The sequence below is a fragment of the Haloarchaeobius pelagicus genome, from assembly GCF_051207375.1.
Classification (GTDB): Archaea; Halobacteriota; Halobacteria; order Halobacteriales; family Natrialbaceae; genus Haloarchaeobius.
The window spans coordinates 961,845-978,449 of the sequence record NZ_JBPJZD010000001.1 but is presented as its reverse complement, the minus strand read 5'-3'; the positions used below and the strand labels follow the sequence as shown (position 1 = coordinate 978,449).

Genomic DNA, 16,605 nt, shown 5'->3' with positions numbered 1-16,605 from the left:
CGACGGCGGGTCCTGAACCCGCGCCTAATGTATATCATCATCGTCGGTGCGGGCAACATCGGGACGCCCCTCATCGAGATCGCGACCCGTGACGAGAACGAGGTCGTGGTCATCGAGCAGAACGAGTCGAAGGCGGATGCCGCCGCGCGGCAGTTCGACTGTCTGGTCATCAACGCGGACGCGACGGTCGCGGAGACGCTCGACGAGGCCGGCATCGAGCGCGCCGACGCCATCATCTCGACGACCGACCAGGACGCGACGAACATCATGGTCTCGCTGCTCGCCAAGGAGCGCGAGGTGCCGGCGGTCGTCAGCGTGGTCCACAACCCCGAGCACATGAACCTCTTCGAACGCGTCGGCGTCACGACGATGGAGAACCCACAGCGACTCATCTCCGAATATCTCTACCGGGCGGTCAAGCGCCCCTCCATCAAGGACTACATGAAGGTCGGCGACACCGCCGAGGTGTTCGAGATAACCGTCGACGAAGAGGCACCCATCGCGGGCTACACCCTCGAGGTGGCGAACCGGGAGGGTGTGCTGGACCACGGCATCCTCATCGTCGCCATCGAGCGGAACGGCAACGGCGACCCCATCACCCCGCGGGGCGACACCGTCGTGCAGCCCGGAGACCTCCTCACGGTGTACTCCCAGCACGGTGCGACCCCGGACGTGACCGACATCTTCGGGCACTACGAGGACCACGACCTCGAATAGATGGCCCGCACTCGCACCGTTGCTGGCGTCCCGGCCGACCTCGCGATCATCCTCCGGGACGTGGGTACGCTCCTCCTCATGCAGGCCGGGCTGATGGGGCTGACCGTCCTCGTCGCCCTGGGTTTCGGTGAGTTCTACCCGGCGCTCGGCTTCCTCACCGCCGCGGGCGTCACCGCCCTCCTCGGCGGCCTGAGCCGTCGCGTCTTCACGGACGCTCCCGACCCGATGATGAAACACGGGATGGTCATCGCCGCGGGCGGCTGGTTCGCGACGGCCGTCTTCGGCGCACTGGCGTTCTTCCTCGTCGCCTGGGTGACTCCCGAGACCGTGATGAACGGCTACGTCCCGGCCGCGACCGACACGAGCGACTGGTCGGTGGTCACCGCGGGTGGGCTCGCGACGAAGTCCAGTCTCGGGTACTTCCGGAACCCGCTGCACGCCATGTTCGAGTCGATGAGCGGCTGGACGGGGAGCGGGCTGACGATGGCCATCCACGAACCGTCGCTGCCACACTCGGTCCAGTGGTGGCGCTCGCTCATCCAGTACGTCGGCGGGGTCGGCGTCATCGTCCTCACTGTCTCCATCCTCTCGCGGCCCGGGAGCGGGAGCTACGCGCTGTACCGCTCTGAAGCCCGTGAGGAGAAGATACACCCGAGCGTCGTCTCCACGGTCAGGACCGTCTGGAAGATTTTCGTCAGCTACACGCTGCTCTCCATCCTGGCGCTGTTCCTCGTCATCTGGCTGGCCGAGGGCTACCCCGTCGGGAAGGCGTTCTGGCACGCGCTCAATCACGCGATGACGGCGCTCTCGACCGGCGGGTTCTCCGTGACGGACAACTCGATGGAGTCGTACAACTCGCCGCTCATCGAGTCCGTCCTCCTGCCAGTGATGACACTCGGGGCTATCGCGTTCCCCATCCACTACGCCATCCTCTCCGACGGGCGCTGGCGCGAGCTGTTCGAGGACCTCCAGACGCGCTGGCTGTTCCTGCTGCTGGGCGGGGGAATCGTCGTCCTCGCTGCACAGAACGTGTTCGTGGGCCTCGCGTCGGCGGGGTACGGCGCGACCGTCCCGTCCCCGCTACCCACCCTCTCGACGGCCCAGTTCGACGCCATCAGGGACGCGACGTTCCAGTGGGTGAGCGCGCTCTCGTGTACCGGCTTCCAGTCCTCGCCCATCGGCAAGTGGTCCGACGGCGGAAAGCTGTTGCTCTCGGGCGCGATGACGATGGGTGGGGCCGCCGGGTCGACCGTCGGCGGCATCAAGATAATCCGCGGCTACACCGTCTCGAAGGGCATCCAGTGGCAGTTCTCCCGGGTGTTCCTGCCGTCGAATGCCGTGGTCAACGTCGACATCGGCGACCGGACACTCGGGCGCGAGGAGATGGACCGCGAGTTCTCCGAGGCGGCCATCGTCAGCATGCTCTGGCTCATCCTGCTGCTCGCGACGAGCCTGGTGCTGGTCAACGTCGCCGGACCGGACTTCAGCTACGCGGACGCGCTGTTCGAGGTGGCGAGCGCCCAGGGCAACGTCGGCCTCTCGACGGGCATCACCGGTCCCGACATGCCGGTTCTCGCCGAGGCGATGTTCCTCCTGAACATGTGGGTCGGCCGGCTGGAGATCATCCCGGTGCTGGTGTTCTTCCGGTCGGCACTCAAGGGGCTGAATCCCTGAACAAGGGGCGGACAGGCGGCACCGATTGTACTGGGTCTGTGGTGTCGTCCGCCGGGGTGCCGCACACCCGCGAACCGCCGGACGGCCGTCGTCAGGTCACGCCACGATTGGCCGCGGCTTCCGGGATAAACAGTTGGTCGGCGGTCTCGCGGTCTCAGTCGTCGGCGTAGAGCAGGACGCGACCGCACTCGGGGCAGCACTTGGCGGTCGTCGTCTGCCAGCCGCCCAACCCGAAGAGCCCGCCGTCCTCGGTATCAGGCTTGACGACCAGTTCTTTCGTGCCGGTTCCGACCGTTCCGTCGACGAGTTCGGTACTGCAATCGGGACACTGTGAGGGCGGCATCACCCACGGCTGGTAGGCCAGTGCTATTCAAACTATGGTCGATAGCCGCGGGTGAAAATCGTGTGGAGACGAGTCGCTGACGAGGAGGCTGTGCGTGGTCAGGCGAAGGTCTTGGAGACGTCCGGGTCGTCCTCTTCTTCGGCCTGGATCTTGTCCCACGCGGCTTCGAAGTCGGCCATCGTGATGACGCGGCGGTCGTCACGGATGGCGAACATCCCGGCCTCGGTACAGATCGCTTTCACGTCGGCACCGGAGGCGTTCTCGGCGACCCCTGCCAGTTCGGCGAAGTCGACGTCGTCGGAGACGTTCATGTCGCGGGTGTGGATCTTGAAGATGATCTCGCGGCCCTCGGCGTCGGGCTTGGGAACCTCGATGAGGCGGTCGAACCGGCCCGGGCGCAGGATGGCGCGGTCGAGCATGTCGAAGCGGTTCGTCGCCGCGATGATGCGGATCTCACCACGGTCCTCGAAGCCGTCCATCTCGGAGAGCAGCTGCATCATCGTGCGCTGGACCTCGGCGTCGCCGGAGGTCTTGGACTCCGTGCGCTTGCTCGCGATGGCGTCGATCTCGTCGATGAAGATGACGGCGGGCTCGTGGTCGCGGGCGACCTGGAACAGGTCGCGCACGAGTTTCGCGCCCTCACCGATGAACTTGTGGACGAGTTCGGAGCCGGCCATCTTGATGAAGGTCGCGTCGGTCTGGTTCGCGACGGCCTTCGCCAGCATCGTCTTCCCGGTCCCCGGCGGGCCGTAGAGGAGGACGCCGGACGGCGGGTCGATGCCGACCTCCTCGAAGGCTTCGGGCTTCTCGAGGGGCATCTCGACGGTCTCGCGGACCTCCTGCATCTGTTCTTCGAGCCCACCGATGTCCTCGTAGGTCACATCGGGGCTCTTCGTGACTTCCATCACGCGAGCGCGCACGTCGGTCTCGTTGCTGAGGGTCTTCACGATAGAGAGGGAGTTGTTGACCGCGACCCGCATGTCGGGTTCGATCTGCTCGCGCATCTCCTCGGTGACCTCGGTGAGCGCCTCCTGGTTGTTGCCGTGTTGCTTGATGATGACGCCCTCATCCGTGAGTTCCTGGATGGTGGCGACGAACAGCGGCGACTGCTTGAGCTTCTTGTTCTCGTGGGTGAGACGCTCCAGTTTCTGCTGGTACTTGTTGTTCTCTGCGTTGGCGTCGAGGAGCTTATCACGCATCTCGTCGTTCTGCGACTCGAGCACGTCAAGACGCTCCTGGAGAGCTTCTATTTTCTCCTGCTGGGACGCCTCCTCCTCGTCATAGGGAAGGTCGACGTCGTCCACAGTGTCGGTCATCACAGTGGCATTAGGTTCTGAATCTTAAGAGGCTTCGGGTGAGACACCGAAGCGGTCATCAACTTGTCGGCCGCCGCTGTGTCCGGTGATTCTGGAACGGTGTCCTGTCCAGTAACCGCCACAGAGAAATTACCGATAGGAATAAAATAATACAGCAAGTATTATTAGAGAGTATCCAGAAAGGGAGAGTACGATGAGCGCAACCGAACTGGAACAGACCGATCAACCCGCGGGGAGCTGGGACGACGTTCGCGACCTCCCCCCGAGTGCGAAGCTGGTGGCGAAAGTGCTGGAGTACAACGACACGCTGACCCAGAGTCAGCTCGCGGAGGAGACACTGCTCCCGCCACGGACGGTCCGCTACGCCCTCAACCGTCTCGAGGAAGAGGACGTGGTCCACTCCCGGTTCTCGTTCTCCGACGCCCGCAAGCGACTGTATACGCTGAACATCGAGTAAGCGGCACCACTCGTCGGCGACACCCCGCATCGTCGACCTCGACCGCGGCCCGCACGCGTCTACCCATTCGCGCCGCCGCGGTGTTGCCGTTCCATAGCGAATCCTTCCCGCTCTCCTGTTTTCGACACCGCGACCGGCCGGTCCGTCTCTTCACTTTCACCCCACTCGCGGAACGTCTTTACGGCATCGGGCGATAGTCCCAGCTATGACACGAGTGATCCACACTGGGGACACCCACCTCGGGTATCGCCAGTACCACTCCCCGGCTCGTCGGGAGGACTTCCTCGATGCGTTCCGACGGGTCGTCGCCGACGCTATCGACGACGAGGTCGACGCCGTGGTCCACGCGGGCGACCTCTTTCACGACCGTCGCCCCGGCCTGCAGGACCTGCAGGGGACGGTCGCCGCCCTCCGTGAACTCGCCGACGCCGACATCCCGTTCCTCGCCGTGGTCGGGAACCACGAGGGGAAACGCGACGGGCAGTGGCTCGACCTCTTCGCCGACATCGGCCTCGCGACCCGCCTCGGCCGCGAGCCATACCTGCTGGGAGACACCGCGTTCTACGGGCTCGACTTCGTCCCGCGCTCGCGCCGTGACGACCTGGAGTACGACTTCGCGCCCCACGACACGGAACACGCCATGCTCGTCACCCACGGCCTGTTCGAACCCTTCGCGCACGCCGACTGGGACACCGAACGCCTCATCGAGGAATCGTCGGTCGACTTCGACGCGCTCCTGCTCGGGGACAACCACGCCCCCGGCGTCGAACAGATTGACGATACCTGGGTCACCTACTGCGGGTCGACCGAGCGCGTGAGCGCGAGCGAGCGCGACGACCGCGGCTACAACATCGTCACCGCCGACGACGAGGTGACCATCACCCGCCGGGGCATCCCAGACAACCGCCCCTTCCGATTCGTCGACGTGGACCTCGCGCCGGGCGAGGGCGTCGAGCGCGTGCGCGAAGCGGTCCGCGAGCACGACTGCGAGGACGCGGTCGTCATCGTCTCCGTCACCGGCGACGGCGACCCCGTCTCGCCCGCTGCCGTCGAGGAGTTCGCCATCGACCGCGGCGCGCTGGTCGCCCGCGTCACCGACCGCCGCGAGTTCGACGAGGACGGCGGTGTGGAGGTCTCGTTCGCCGACCCCGACGAGGCGGTCCGCGAGCGGGTCCGCGAACTCGGCTTGAGTCAGGCGGCCCGCGACGTGGACGAGACGGTCCGGGCGAGCAAGGTTGCCGACTCCAACGTCCGCGACGAGGTGAAAGACCGCGTGCAGGCGCTGGTCGACGACGACCTCGGGGCGTTCGAGGCGGTCGGGGCTGCCGACGATGCGACACCGGCCGATGCTTCGACCGACGCCGCCGAATCCGAATCCGAATCCAAATCCGAGCCTGCACCCGCCGAATCCGAATCCGCACCCACCGAACCCGAATCCGCACCCGCCGAATCCGAACCCGCACCCGCCGAGGCGGAGGCGACCGTCGGCGGCGACGACGACGGGCAGGCATCCATGGAGGACTTCGAATGAAGGTCGAACGCGTCCGCCTCTCGAACTTCAAGTGCTACGGCGACGCCGACCTCACGCTCGACCGCGGGGTCACCGTCGTCCACGGCGTCAACGGCAGCGGGAAGTCCAGCCTGCTCGAAGCCTGCTTCTTCGCGCTCTACGGCTCGAAGGCACTCACCGGCACGATGGACGACGTGGTCCGGACCGGTGCCGAGGACGCCGAGGTCGAACTCTGGTTCACCCACGCCGGGTCTGAGTACCACATCGAGCGCCGCATCCGCTACACGACCGACCGCGCCCAGACCGCGAAGTGCGTCCTCGAGGCACCCGAGGGAACGTTCGAAGGTGCGCGGGCAGTCCGCCGGAAGGTGACGGAACTGCTCCGGATGGACGCCGACGCCTTCGTCAACTGCGCCTACGTCCGCCAGGGCGAGGTCAACAAGCTCATCCACGCCTCGCCGTCGGACCGCCAGGACATGATAGACGACCTGCTCCAGTTAGGGAAGCTGGAGGAGTACCGCGAACGCGCCAGCGAGGCCCGTCTCGGCGTCAACGACGTGCTCGACAACGTGCGCGGTCGCTACGAAGGGCTGGAAGACCAGATCGCCGAGAAGGAAGCGAAGGACCTGCACGCGACGCTCAACACCATCGAGACCGACCTGTCCGAGACGAAATCGAAGATCGAGAACTACGAACAGCAGGTGGAGACGGCGAAACAGACCAAACAGGAGGCCGAGGACATCCTCGCCGAGTACGAGGAGAAACGCGAGAAACTCGAGTCGGTCGCGGACGACATCGAGACGCTCCAGTCGAGCATCGCCGAGACCGAGCGCGAACGCGACGAACTCAAAGCCGAACGCCGGGAGCTACGCGAGGAACTGACCGCGGCCCGCGACCGCCGGGACGACCTCGTGGCCGATACCGACCTCGACGCGGAGCCGGACGACGACGCCGTGGCGGCGCGCATCGACGAGGTCACCGCGGACCTCGACGACCTCAAAGAGCGCGTGAACGACCTCGGGAACGAACTCTCGAACCACCGCGAGCGCGCCGACCGGCTCGAGGGGGAGGCCGAGGACCTCGAAGCGAAGGCAGCGCAGAAACGAGAGCAGGCGACCGAACTCGCCGACGAGATAGAGGCGGACGAGGACGCCATCGCGGACCGACGCGAGAAGCTCGACACCCTGGAATCGGACGTGGCTGCCGCGAAGGAGGCGTTCGAGGACGCACCGGTCGACTTCGGCGAGGCCGAGGACCATCGCGACGACCTCCGGAGCGAGCGCGAGGACCTGCGCGAGGAGCGAAACGAGACCCAGACCCAGGTCGAGTTGCTCCGGAACCGCATCGAGGAGGCCGAAGAACTGCTGGCCGAGGGCAAGTGTCCCGAGTGTGGCCAGCCCGTCGAGGACTCACCCCACGTCGACACCATCGAGGACGACCGTGAGGAACTCGACGCGAAACGAGCCGAACTCGAGTCGGTGGAATCGGACCTCGAGGACCTCGCAGAACGCATCGAAGCGGCCGAGGCACTGGTCGACGCCGAGGACGAGGCGACCCAGCTTCGCCAGCGCATCGACCAGATCACCCAGCTCGTCGAGGAGCGGGAATCGTCGCTCGCCGACAAGCGCGACCGTCGCGAGACGTTGCGCTCCGAGGCGGACGAGTTCGACAGCGAGGCCGACGAGAAACGCGAGAACGCCGAGGCCGAACGCGAGGCACTGGAGACCAGCCGCGAAGCCCTCGGCGAAGCGAACGCGGAGAAGGCCACGGTCGCCCAGCGAAAGGAGACGCTGGAATCGCTCGCGGATACCCTTGACGCCATCACCGAGACCGAGAGCGAGATAGAACGCCTCGGCGAGAAGCACGACCTGCTCGGCGAGCAGAACGACGAGCGCCGCCAGACCCTCGCGGACAAGCGCGAGCGCAAGACCGAACTCGAGGACGCGGTCGACGACTCGCAGGTCGAGAACGCCCGGAACGAGAAGAAACGCGCCGCGACGTACATCGAACAGGTCGAAACGAAGCTGGCGGAACTCGCGGAGTCCCGCGACGACCTGCAGGACCGGGCTGGCCGCGTTCGGGGTGAGATCGAGGAGCTCGAGGACCTGCGCGAGAAGCGCGACGCCCTCGGCGAGCGCCTCGACGCACTCGAATCGCTGTACGCCGAGGCGCAGGACCTCCAGGAGATGTACAAGGACCTGCGGGCCGACCTGCGCCAGCGCAACGTCGAGACGCTCGAACGCATGCTGAACGAGACGTTCGACCTGGTGTACCAGAACGACTCGTACTCCCACATCGAGCTCTCCGGCGAGTACGAACTCACCGTCTACCAGAAGGACGGCGAGACGCTCGACCCCGAACAGCTCTCGGGTGGCGAGCGCGCCCTGTTCAACCTGAGCCTCCGGTGTGCCATCTACCGGCTGCTCTCGGAGGGCGTCGAAGGGGCGGCCCCGATGCCCCCACTCATACTCGACGAACCCACCGTGTTCCTCGACTCCGGCCACGTCACGCAGTTGCTGACGCTGGTCGAGACGATGCGGACGGAGTACGGCGTCGAGCAGATCATCGTCGTCAGCCACGACGAGGAACTCGTGGGCGCGGCGGACTCACTGGTCCACGTCGAGAAGGACCCGACGACCAACCGGTCGACGGTCTCTCGTGGTGAGCAACCGCTGGCAGAACTGTACTAATCCTGGGTGCCGCGGAGTGCTGCGACCCCCTCTCGCGCGAGGTCGGTCGCGTCGTACCCGCGCTCACCTGCGATGGTCGCTTCTTCGACCAGCCCGGCCGCACGGAACTCGGTGAGCAGGCCGAGCATGTCGCTCTCGCAGAGGTCGTAGGTGGCGAGCAGGTCGCGGACCGCGATGGGACCGCCGTCGACGAGTTCGACCAGCAGGCCGAGCGAGCGGTCGTCGTGGGTCGCCGTGAGAATCCGGCGAACCGCGGGGGAGACAGCTCCCGCGGCCGTCTCCAGCGGTGTCTCGCCTTCTGCCGGTTCCAGCCGGTCGTTCTCGACGTATCGTTCCTCACCGGTCGCCGGGTCGCGCACGAGGCTGGCCTCACTCGACCGTTTCACGAGGAGGTAGCGGTCGCCCGAATCGTCGCGCACGGTTCGCATGGCTTCGGGTTGGAGAAGGAGGCGTTAGTCGTTGTCGACTGCGTCTTCGGTGTCGGTATCGGCAGTCTCACCGTCCCCACGTCCGAACGTCCGCGTCTGGTAGCGATACAGCCCGTAGAGGAAGAACACGACGCCGCCGAGGAAGAGACGGCCACCGAGCTCCCAGTTGCCCCGGAACAGGATATACATCCCGCCCAGGCTCACGCCGAGGATAGCAGCATTGAACACGAGCACCATCGCCCAGAACTCGTACTTCAGCTCGCTGGGAGCGTCGGCCTCGTCCGGAACCGACGGTGGCTGCGGGGCTTCGGGAATCCGAACCGACGGGGTGAGTTCACCCTCGTAGTCCCGAAGGTCGTCCTCCGGGTCGTACTCGTCCGGTTCGTGCTCGCTACGCTCGTTGAACACTACTTCTAGATAGTTCGGGTTGGGACAAAAGGGTTCTGTGATAGTTCGAGACTGTGCCGATTCGTCTCCCTGTTATGGAGACTGCTATCTCCCTATGTCAGAGACCGTCGTCTCTCTATGTCAGAGACTCTCGTCTCCCTATGCCACGTCTCGCAGCGCAAACGTCTTGGTGGCCTCGAGCCACGCAAGCGGGTTCTCGGCGTCGTAGAATACGACGCTATCCTCCGTCTCGTATGTCTCGATGGATTCCGTTCCATCTGCTGCGCTCTGGTCGGGCGTCGATCCGTCACCGTTACTTGCGTGGTCGGACAAGCCCATTCACCTCGCCCCTTGCTAAGTCGTACCACTGTAAAGGTCTTTTTGCCGGGGCAACGACACCATCCGGAGACGGCAGTGGGATACCGACAGTTCCAGGCGGGCCACGCCGGCCGTCCGCGATGAACCATCCTTTTAATCGGTGGCCGCTAATCCGTCTGCAATGACCGGACAACAGGCGTCCTTCGAGGACTTCGGGGAGTCGTCAGGGGACGCGGGTGCGCAGGCTGACGGTGGTGACGATGCCTACGACCTCGTCGCGGAGGCCGAGGCCGTCACGACACCGGGACTGGAGAACTCAGACATCGTCGAGAGCGACGAGGCACTGTTCCCCGACCCCGAGGGGACCATCGAGCTGGCCGTCATGCAGGTCGACTACACCGTCGAGGGCTCCGGCGACCACGAGGAGCCGGTGATCCACGTCTTCGGCCGGCGTCCCGACGGCACCGCCGAGCACGTCATGGTGTTCGGCTTCCAGCCGTACTTCTACGCGCCGACCGACTCCCTCGACGAGGAAGCACTCGAGAACGAGGCAGTAATCACGGACTGGCACGAGACGAACGACGAGGGCGAACCCTTCGAGAGCATCCGCGGCGAGCACCTGACGAAGATATTCGGGCGCACGCCCCGGGACGTCGGGAACATCCGTGACCGCTTCGACCACTACGAGGCCGACATCCTGTTCCCGAACCGGTTCCTCATCGACAAGGACATCCTGAGCGGGATTCGCCTCCCCGAGCGCCGCGGCCGCAGTGGCGTCCTCCGGGTCCCGCATCAGGAGGTCGAGGCAGCCGAGGTCACCGCGGAACCGCGCGTGAACACCTTCGACATCGAGGTCGACGACCGCAACGGCTTCCCCGAGGACGGCGAGGAACCCATCGTCTGTCTCACCTCCCACGACTCCGTCGACGACGAATACGTCGTCTGGCTCAACGTCGCCCACGAGGGTGACGCCCAGATTCCCGAGGAACTGCCGAACTACGAGCCCATCGAGGGCGACCTCGACGTGCGCGTCGAGACGTTCGACGGCGAGAGCCAACAGGAGGCAGAGATGGCGATGCTCGAAGCCTTCGTCGACTACATCGACGAGACCGACCCCGACGTGCTGACCGGGTGGAACTTCGAGGACTTCGACGCGCCGTACTTCCTCGACCGCCTCGACGTGCTGGACTCCGCGATGCACGAGTACGACCTGGACTCGAATCGCCTCTCGCGCGTGAACGAGGTCTGGCGCTCGGGCTGGGGCGGCCCGGACATCAAGGGCCGCGTCGTCTTCGACCTGCTGTACGCCTACAAGAGCACGCAGTTCTCCGAACTCGAATCCTACCGGCTCGACGCCGTCGGCGAACTCGAACTCGACGTGGGGAAAGAGCGCTACACCGGCGACATCGGCGACCTCTGGGAGCAGAACCCCGAGAAACTCCTCGAATACAACCTTCGTGACGTGGAGATCTGTGTCGAACTCGACCGCAAGCAGGACATCGTCGCCTTCTGGGACGAGGTCCGCACCTTCGTCGGCTGTAAGTTAGAGGACGCCCCGACCGCGGGCGACGCGGTCGACATGTACGTGCTCCACAAGGTCCACGGCAGCTGGGCGCTGCCCTCGAAGGGCAAACAGGAGTCCGAGGACTACGAGGGCGGCGCTGTCTTCGACCCCATCACCGGCGTCAAGGAGATGGTGACCGTGCTCGACCTGAAGTCGCTCTACCCGATGTGCATGGTGACCATCAACGCGAGCCCCGAGACGAAGGTCGACCCCGACAGCTTCGAGGGACCGACCTACAAGGCCCCCAACGGGACCCATTTCCGGAAGGACGAGGACGGGATGATCCGGGAGATGGTCGACGAACTGCTCGGCGAGCGCGAGCACAAGAAGTCGCTGCGCAACGAGCACGAGCCGGGCAGCGAGGATTACGGACGGTACGACCAGCAACAGGCCGCGGTGAAGGTCATCATGAACTCGCTGTATGGGGTCCTGGGCTGGGACCGGTTCCGCCTCTACGACAAGGAGATGGGAGCCGCCGTGACCGCGACAGGGCGCGAGGTCATCCGACACACCGAGAAAGCCGCCAACGAGATAGACTATCAGGTCGCGTATGGTGACACCGACTCCGTCATGCTCGAACTCGGAAGCGACGTCTCGGTGGAGGAGGCCATCGAGCAGTCCTTCCGGATAGAGGAGCACATCAACGCCTCCTACGACGAGTTCGCGCGCGAGGAACTCGATGTCGACATCGAGGGTGGCGAGGGGCACCGCTTCCAGATAGAGTTCGAGAAACTGTATCGCCGATTCTTCCAGGCGGGCAAGAAGAAGCGGTATGCGGGCCACATCGTCTGGAAGGAGGGCAAGGACGTCGACGACATCGACATCACCGGGTTCGAGTACAAGCGCTCCGACATCGCGGCCATCACGAAGGAGGTCCAGCACCACGTCATCGACCAGATCGTCCGCGGTGCCAGTGAGGACGACATCACGGAGTACCTCCACGACATCATCGAGGACTTCCAGGCCGGTGAGATGAGCTACGACGACATCGCCATCCCGGGCGGTATCGGGAAGCGCCTCGACGACTACGACACCGACACAGCGCACGTGCGAGGCGCGAAGTACGCGAACATGTTGCTGGGGACGAACTTCGACCGCGGGTCGAAGCCGAAGCGCCTCTACCTCAAGAAGGTCCACCCCGAGTACTTCCGGAAGCTGGAGGACGCCGGAGAGTTCGACCCGCAGCGCAACCACCTCTACGGCGAGTTCAAGCGCGACCCGGACGTCATCTGCTTCGAGTACGCCGACCAGGTGCCCGAGGCGTTCGAGGTCGACTACGACAAGATGCTCGAGAAGACCCTGAAGGGCCCCATCGCCCGCGTCATCGAAGCCCTCGGTATCTCCTGGGACGAAGTGAAATCCGGCCAACAACAGACTGGCCTCGGAAACTTCATGTAGGGCACGGGGTCGACCGGGTTTCGGTCGACCGAAACTGTGCCACAGTTTACCAACCGAGAAAAATATTTCTGCATTCGAGAATCGAAAGCGGGGCATTACGCAAGCATTATGGGGCCGACCCCCTTTCGCTAGAACGATAAGAGGTAGCTCAGAATGGCACGACTAGAACTCACAAACCTTCACGCGAAGGTCGCAGAAGACGACGGTGAGAAGATTCTCGATGGCGTCGACCTTGAGGTTCGTTCGGGCGAAATCCACGCCCTGATGGGCCCCAACGGCTCCGGGAAGTCCACGACCGCGAAGGTCATCGCTGGCCACCCCGCCTACGAGGTAACGGACGGGAAGGTCCTGCTCCACCTCGAGGAGGGTGACTTCGGCGAGGACTTCGAGATTCCGGAAGACAAGCGCACCTGGAACCTGCTCGACATGGAGCCCAACGAGCGTGCCGCACTCGGCATCTTCCTTGGCTTCCAGTACCCGGCAGAGATCGAGGGCGTCACGATGACGAACTTCCTGCGCACGGCGCTCAACGCCAAACTCGACGAGCGCGAGGAGCTCTTCGAGGACGACGACGGCGAGGAGGAAGAGGAGGAAGAGGCGGGCTACGACACCTCCCCGATGGAGGGTCCCGCCGACGAGGGCGACATCGGCGTCGCCGAGTTCCAGCAGCTCCTCCAGAAGAAGATGGAGCAACTCGACATGGACGAGCGGTTCGCCCAGCGCTACCTCAACGCCGGCTTCTCCGGCGGGGAGAAGAAGCAGAACGAGGTCCTCCAGGCCGCCATCCTCGAGCCGAGCATCGCCGTGCTCGACGAGATCGACTCCGGGCTGGACATCGACCGCCTGCAGGACGTCTCCCACGGCATCAACGCCCTGCGCGACGAGGTCGGCACGGGCATCCTGCAGATCACTCACTACCAGCGTATCCTCGACTACGTCGAACCGGACCACGTCCACATCATGCTCGACGGCCAGGTCGTCATGAGCGAGGGTCCCGAACTCGCCGAGAAGCTCGAAGAGCACGGATACGACTGGGTCCGCGAGGAGGTCTACGAGACCGCGTAACCGGTTCTGGCTAGCACAGGGTAGATACGTACCCACCAGTAATCAACAACCAATCAAATCATGAGTTCAGATCAAGACCACCTCAAAGAGACAGACACCGAGGCCCGTTTCGAGTTCAAGAAGGAACAGAAGTCTGCGTTCCAGACCGAGAAGGGTCTCACGGCGGAGACCATTCGGCTCATCTCCGAAGACAAGGACGAGCCCGAGTGGATGCGCGAGCGCCGCGTTCGCGCCCTGAAACAGTACCAGAAGATGCCGATGCCGACGGACTGGCCCGGACAGCCGGACCTCTCCGAACTCGACATCGGCGAGATCGTCCCCTACATCCGCCCCGACGTGGAGACGCGTGGCGGCGCGGACAACTGGGACGACCTCCCGGACGAGATCAAGGACACGTTCGAGAAGCTGGGCATCCCGGAAGCCGAGCGCAAGGCGCTCTCCGGCGTCGGGGCCCAGTACGAGTCCGAGATCGTCTACCAGAACATGCAGGAGCAGTGGGAGGAGAAGGGCGTCATCTTCTGTGACATGGACAAGGCCGTCCAGGAGCACGAAGACCTCGTCAAGGAGTACTTCATGACGAAGTGCGTTCCCCCGTCGGACAACAAGTTCGCCGCGCTCCACGGTGCCGTCTGGTCCGGCGGTTCGTTCGTGTACGTCCCCGAGGACGTCACGGTCAACATGCCGGTGCAGGCGTACTTCCGCATGAACAGCGAGGGAATGGGCCAGTTCGAGCACACCCTCATCATCGCCGAGGAGGGCTCGGAGGTCCACTACATCGAGGGCTGTTCCGCCCCGAAGTACGGCAGCCACAACCTCCACTCCGGCTGTGTGGAGGTCTTCGTCGGCGAGGACGCCCACGTCCAGTACTCGACGGTCCAGAACTGGTCGAAGAACACCTTCAACCTCAACACGAAGCGTGCCATCGTCGAGAAGAACGGCACGATGGAGTGGGTCTCCGGCAGCATGGGCTCGAAAGCTACCATGCTCTACCCGGCGACCATCCTGAAGGGCCGCGGCGCGACGGACAACCACATCACCATCGCGTTCGCCGGCAAGGGCCAGAACATCGACACCGGCGCGAAGGTCTACCACAACGCGCCCGACACGAAGTCGACCATCGAGTCCAAGTCCATCAGTAAGGACGGCGGCCGCACGAACTACCGTGGCCTCGTCCACATCGCCAACGGCGCCGAGAACTCCTCGACGTCGGTCGAGTGTGACGCGCTGATGTTCGACAACGAGTCCACCTCCGACACCATGCCGTACATGGAGATTCAGGAGTCGAAGGTGGACGTCGCCCACGAGGCAACCGTGGGTAAGATCGGTGACGAGGACGTCTTCTACCTCCAGTCCCGCGGACTGGACGACGACGACGCCAAGCAGATGATCGTCGCCGGCTTCATCGAGCCCATCACGGAGGAACTGCCCATCGAGTACGCGGTCGAACTCAACCGCCTCATCGAACTCGAGATGGAGGGTAGCCTCGGGTAATCCCGAGAATTGACATGAGCACACAGGTACACGCCAATCTCACACGAGACCAGGTGGAGCAGATTTCGACCGAACTGGGCGAGCCCGAGTGGCTCCTCGAGACGCGTCTCGACGCGCTCGAGGCCCTCGAATCGCTCGACATGCCGAGCGTCATCCGGACACCCGGGCGCGACTGGACGAACCTCGCGAACCTCGACTTCGAGGGCTTCGTCGACCCGCTGAACGCAGCGCAGGACAAAGAGCGCGTCAGCGCCGAGGGCGTCTCCGTCCTCGAATGGTCCGAGGCCGTCGACCAGCACGAGGAGCTCCTCAAGGAGCACTTCGGCAGCGTCATCGACCCGCAGGAGAACTACCTCACCGCACTGTCGACCGCGCTGTTCACCGACGGGACCGTCGTCTACGTCCCCGAGAAGGTCGACGCCGAGGACGTGAAGATCCGGACGCACATGAACAGCCAGTCGCTGTTCAACTACACGCTCGTCGTCACGGAGAAGAACGCCTCCGTCACCATCCTCGAGCGCCAGTCCACTGGCGAGGAGCGCGAGGGCGAGCGCTACTACAGCGGGCTGGTCGAGGTCGCCGCAGGCGAGAACTCCCACGTCCAGTACGGGAGCCTCCAGAACCTCGACGAGGAGACGTACAACTACACGCTCAAGCGCGGCACCGCCGGCACCTACGCCACGGTCAACTGGATCGAGGGCAACATCGGGTCCCGTCTCACCAAGTCCAGCGTCGAGACGACGCTCGACGGTGACAGCTCCGAGACCCACATCGTTGGCGCGTTCTTCGGCCACAACGACCAGCACTTCGACGTGAACAGTCGGGTCTGGCACAAGGCCGAGCACACGACCGCCGACCTCGTCACCCGCGGCGTCCTCGACGACACCGCCCGCTCGGTGTACGAGGGCGTCCAGGACGTCGGCCGCGACGCCTGGGACACGTCGAGCTACCAGCGCGAGAACACGCTGATGCTCTCCGACAAGTCCGAGGCCGACGCCTCGCCGAAGCTCATCATCAACAACCACGACACCGAAGCCTCCCACTCGGCCACCGTCGGCCAGGTGGACGCCGAGGAGATGTTCTACATGACCTCGCGCGGTGTCGACCCGAAGTCCGCCAAGAACATGCTCGTCGAGGGCTTCTTCGTGCCGGTCCTCGAGGAGGTCGCCGTGGACGAACTCCGCGACGACCTCGAAGAGCTCATCACCGAGCGCCTGCGCGGGTAAACGCGGACGCGGTTCTTTCTC

General features: G+C 64.6%; 14 protein-coding genes. 9 read left to right on the top strand and 5 right to left on the bottom strand.

Annotation, left to right across the window (positions count from 1 at the left end; translation table 11 throughout):
* Positions 1–27: 27 nt before the first annotated feature.
* Both ACSC1S_RS05135 and ACSC1S_RS05130 read left to right on the top strand, forming a co-directional pair.
* Positions 28–717 carry a potassium channel family protein gene (locus ACSC1S_RS05135; RefSeq protein ID WP_435363429.1) on the top strand — a complete coding sequence of 230 codons (690 nt, stop codon included), beginning with the start codon at positions 28–30 and terminating at the stop codon, positions 715–717.
* Complete coding sequence (locus tag ACSC1S_RS05130; protein ID WP_435363428.1) at positions 718–2,391, top strand: TrkH family potassium uptake protein; 1,674 nt, start codon at positions 718–720, stop codon at positions 2,389–2,391. It begins immediately after the preceding gene.
* A 154-nt stretch (positions 2,392–2,545) separates the two neighbouring features.
* Here the strand turns inward: ACSC1S_RS05130 and ACSC1S_RS05125 are convergent, their stop codons facing one another.
* Both ACSC1S_RS05125 and pan1 read right to left on the bottom strand, forming a co-directional pair.
* Positions 2,546–2,734 (bottom strand): hypothetical protein, encoded by a 189-nt coding sequence (locus tag ACSC1S_RS05125; RefSeq protein ID WP_435363427.1) that lies wholly within the window; start codon positions 2,732–2,734, stop codon positions 2,546–2,548.
* A 98-nt stretch (positions 2,735–2,832) separates the two neighbouring features.
* A complete protein-coding gene (gene pan1 / locus ACSC1S_RS05120) occupies positions 2,833–4,050 on the bottom strand; it encodes a proteasome-activating nucleotidase Pan1 (RefSeq protein WP_435317826.1) in 1,218 nt (405 codons plus the stop codon).
* A gap of 193 nt (positions 4,051–4,243) precedes the next feature.
* Here pan1 and ACSC1S_RS05115 point away from each other — a divergent pair, with 193 nt between their 5' ends.
* From ACSC1S_RS05115 to rad50, 3 genes are all read left to right on the top strand, one after another.
* Positions 4,244–4,507, top strand: a complete 264-nt coding sequence (locus ACSC1S_RS05115; protein WP_435317825.1) for a MarR family transcriptional regulator — start codon at positions 4,244–4,246, stop codon at positions 4,505–4,507.
* A 205-nt stretch (positions 4,508–4,712) separates the two neighbouring features.
* Positions 4,713–6,038 carry a DNA double-strand break repair protein Mre11 gene (gene mre11 / locus ACSC1S_RS05110; RefSeq protein ID WP_435363426.1) on the top strand — a complete coding sequence of 442 codons (1,326 nt, stop codon included), beginning with the start codon at positions 4,713–4,715 and terminating at the stop codon, positions 6,036–6,038.
* Positions 6,035–8,707: a DNA double-strand break repair ATPase Rad50 gene (rad50, locus tag ACSC1S_RS05105; RefSeq protein WP_435363425.1), complete on the top strand. Its 2,673-nt coding sequence runs from the start codon at positions 6,035–6,037 to the stop codon at positions 8,705–8,707. Before mre11 ends, rad50 begins: the two co-directional genes overlap by 4 nt.
* On the opposite strand, the gene ACSC1S_RS05100 is transcribed toward rad50, so the two are convergent.
* From ACSC1S_RS05100 to ACSC1S_RS05090, 3 genes are all read right to left on the bottom strand, one after another.
* On the bottom strand, positions 8,704–9,135 hold the full coding sequence (locus ACSC1S_RS05100; RefSeq protein WP_435363424.1) for a DUF7346 family protein: 432 nt from the start codon (positions 9,133–9,135) through the stop codon (positions 8,704–8,706). The genes rad50 and ACSC1S_RS05100 overlap by 4 nt on opposite strands.
* Positions 9,136–9,159: 24 nt before the next feature.
* Positions 9,160–9,543: a DUF7322 domain-containing protein gene (locus ACSC1S_RS05095; protein WP_435363423.1), complete on the bottom strand. Its 384-nt coding sequence runs from the start codon at positions 9,541–9,543 to the stop codon at positions 9,160–9,162.
* A 138-nt stretch (positions 9,544–9,681) separates the two neighbouring features.
* Positions 9,682–9,861 (bottom strand): DUF7331 family protein, encoded by a 180-nt coding sequence (locus tag ACSC1S_RS05090; protein ID WP_261650754.1) that lies wholly within the window; start codon positions 9,859–9,861, stop codon positions 9,682–9,684.
* Positions 9,862–10,021: 160 nt separating this feature from the next.
* On the opposite strand from ACSC1S_RS05090, the gene ACSC1S_RS05085 reads away from it, so the two are divergent.
* From ACSC1S_RS05085 to sufD, 4 genes are all read left to right on the top strand, one after another.
* Positions 10,022–12,802: a DNA-directed DNA polymerase gene (locus ACSC1S_RS05085; RefSeq protein ID WP_435363422.1), complete on the top strand. Its 2,781-nt coding sequence runs from the start codon at positions 10,022–10,024 to the stop codon at positions 12,800–12,802.
* Between the two features lie 153 nt (positions 12,803–12,955).
* On the top strand, positions 12,956–13,867 hold the full coding sequence (locus ACSC1S_RS05080) for an ABC transporter ATP-binding protein (protein ID WP_435363421.1): 912 nt from the start codon (positions 12,956–12,958) through the stop codon (positions 13,865–13,867).
* 60 nt (positions 13,868–13,927) lie between these two features.
* On the top strand, positions 13,928–15,358 hold the full coding sequence (gene sufB / locus ACSC1S_RS05075; protein ID WP_435317815.1) for a Fe-S cluster assembly protein SufB: 1,431 nt from the start codon (positions 13,928–13,930) through the stop codon (positions 15,356–15,358).
* A gap of 14 nt (positions 15,359–15,372) precedes the next feature.
* On the top strand, positions 15,373–16,584 hold the full coding sequence (sufD, locus tag ACSC1S_RS05070) for a Fe-S cluster assembly protein SufD (RefSeq protein ID WP_435363420.1): 1,212 nt from the start codon (positions 15,373–15,375) through the stop codon (positions 16,582–16,584).
* Positions 16,585–16,605 lie beyond the last annotated feature (21 nt).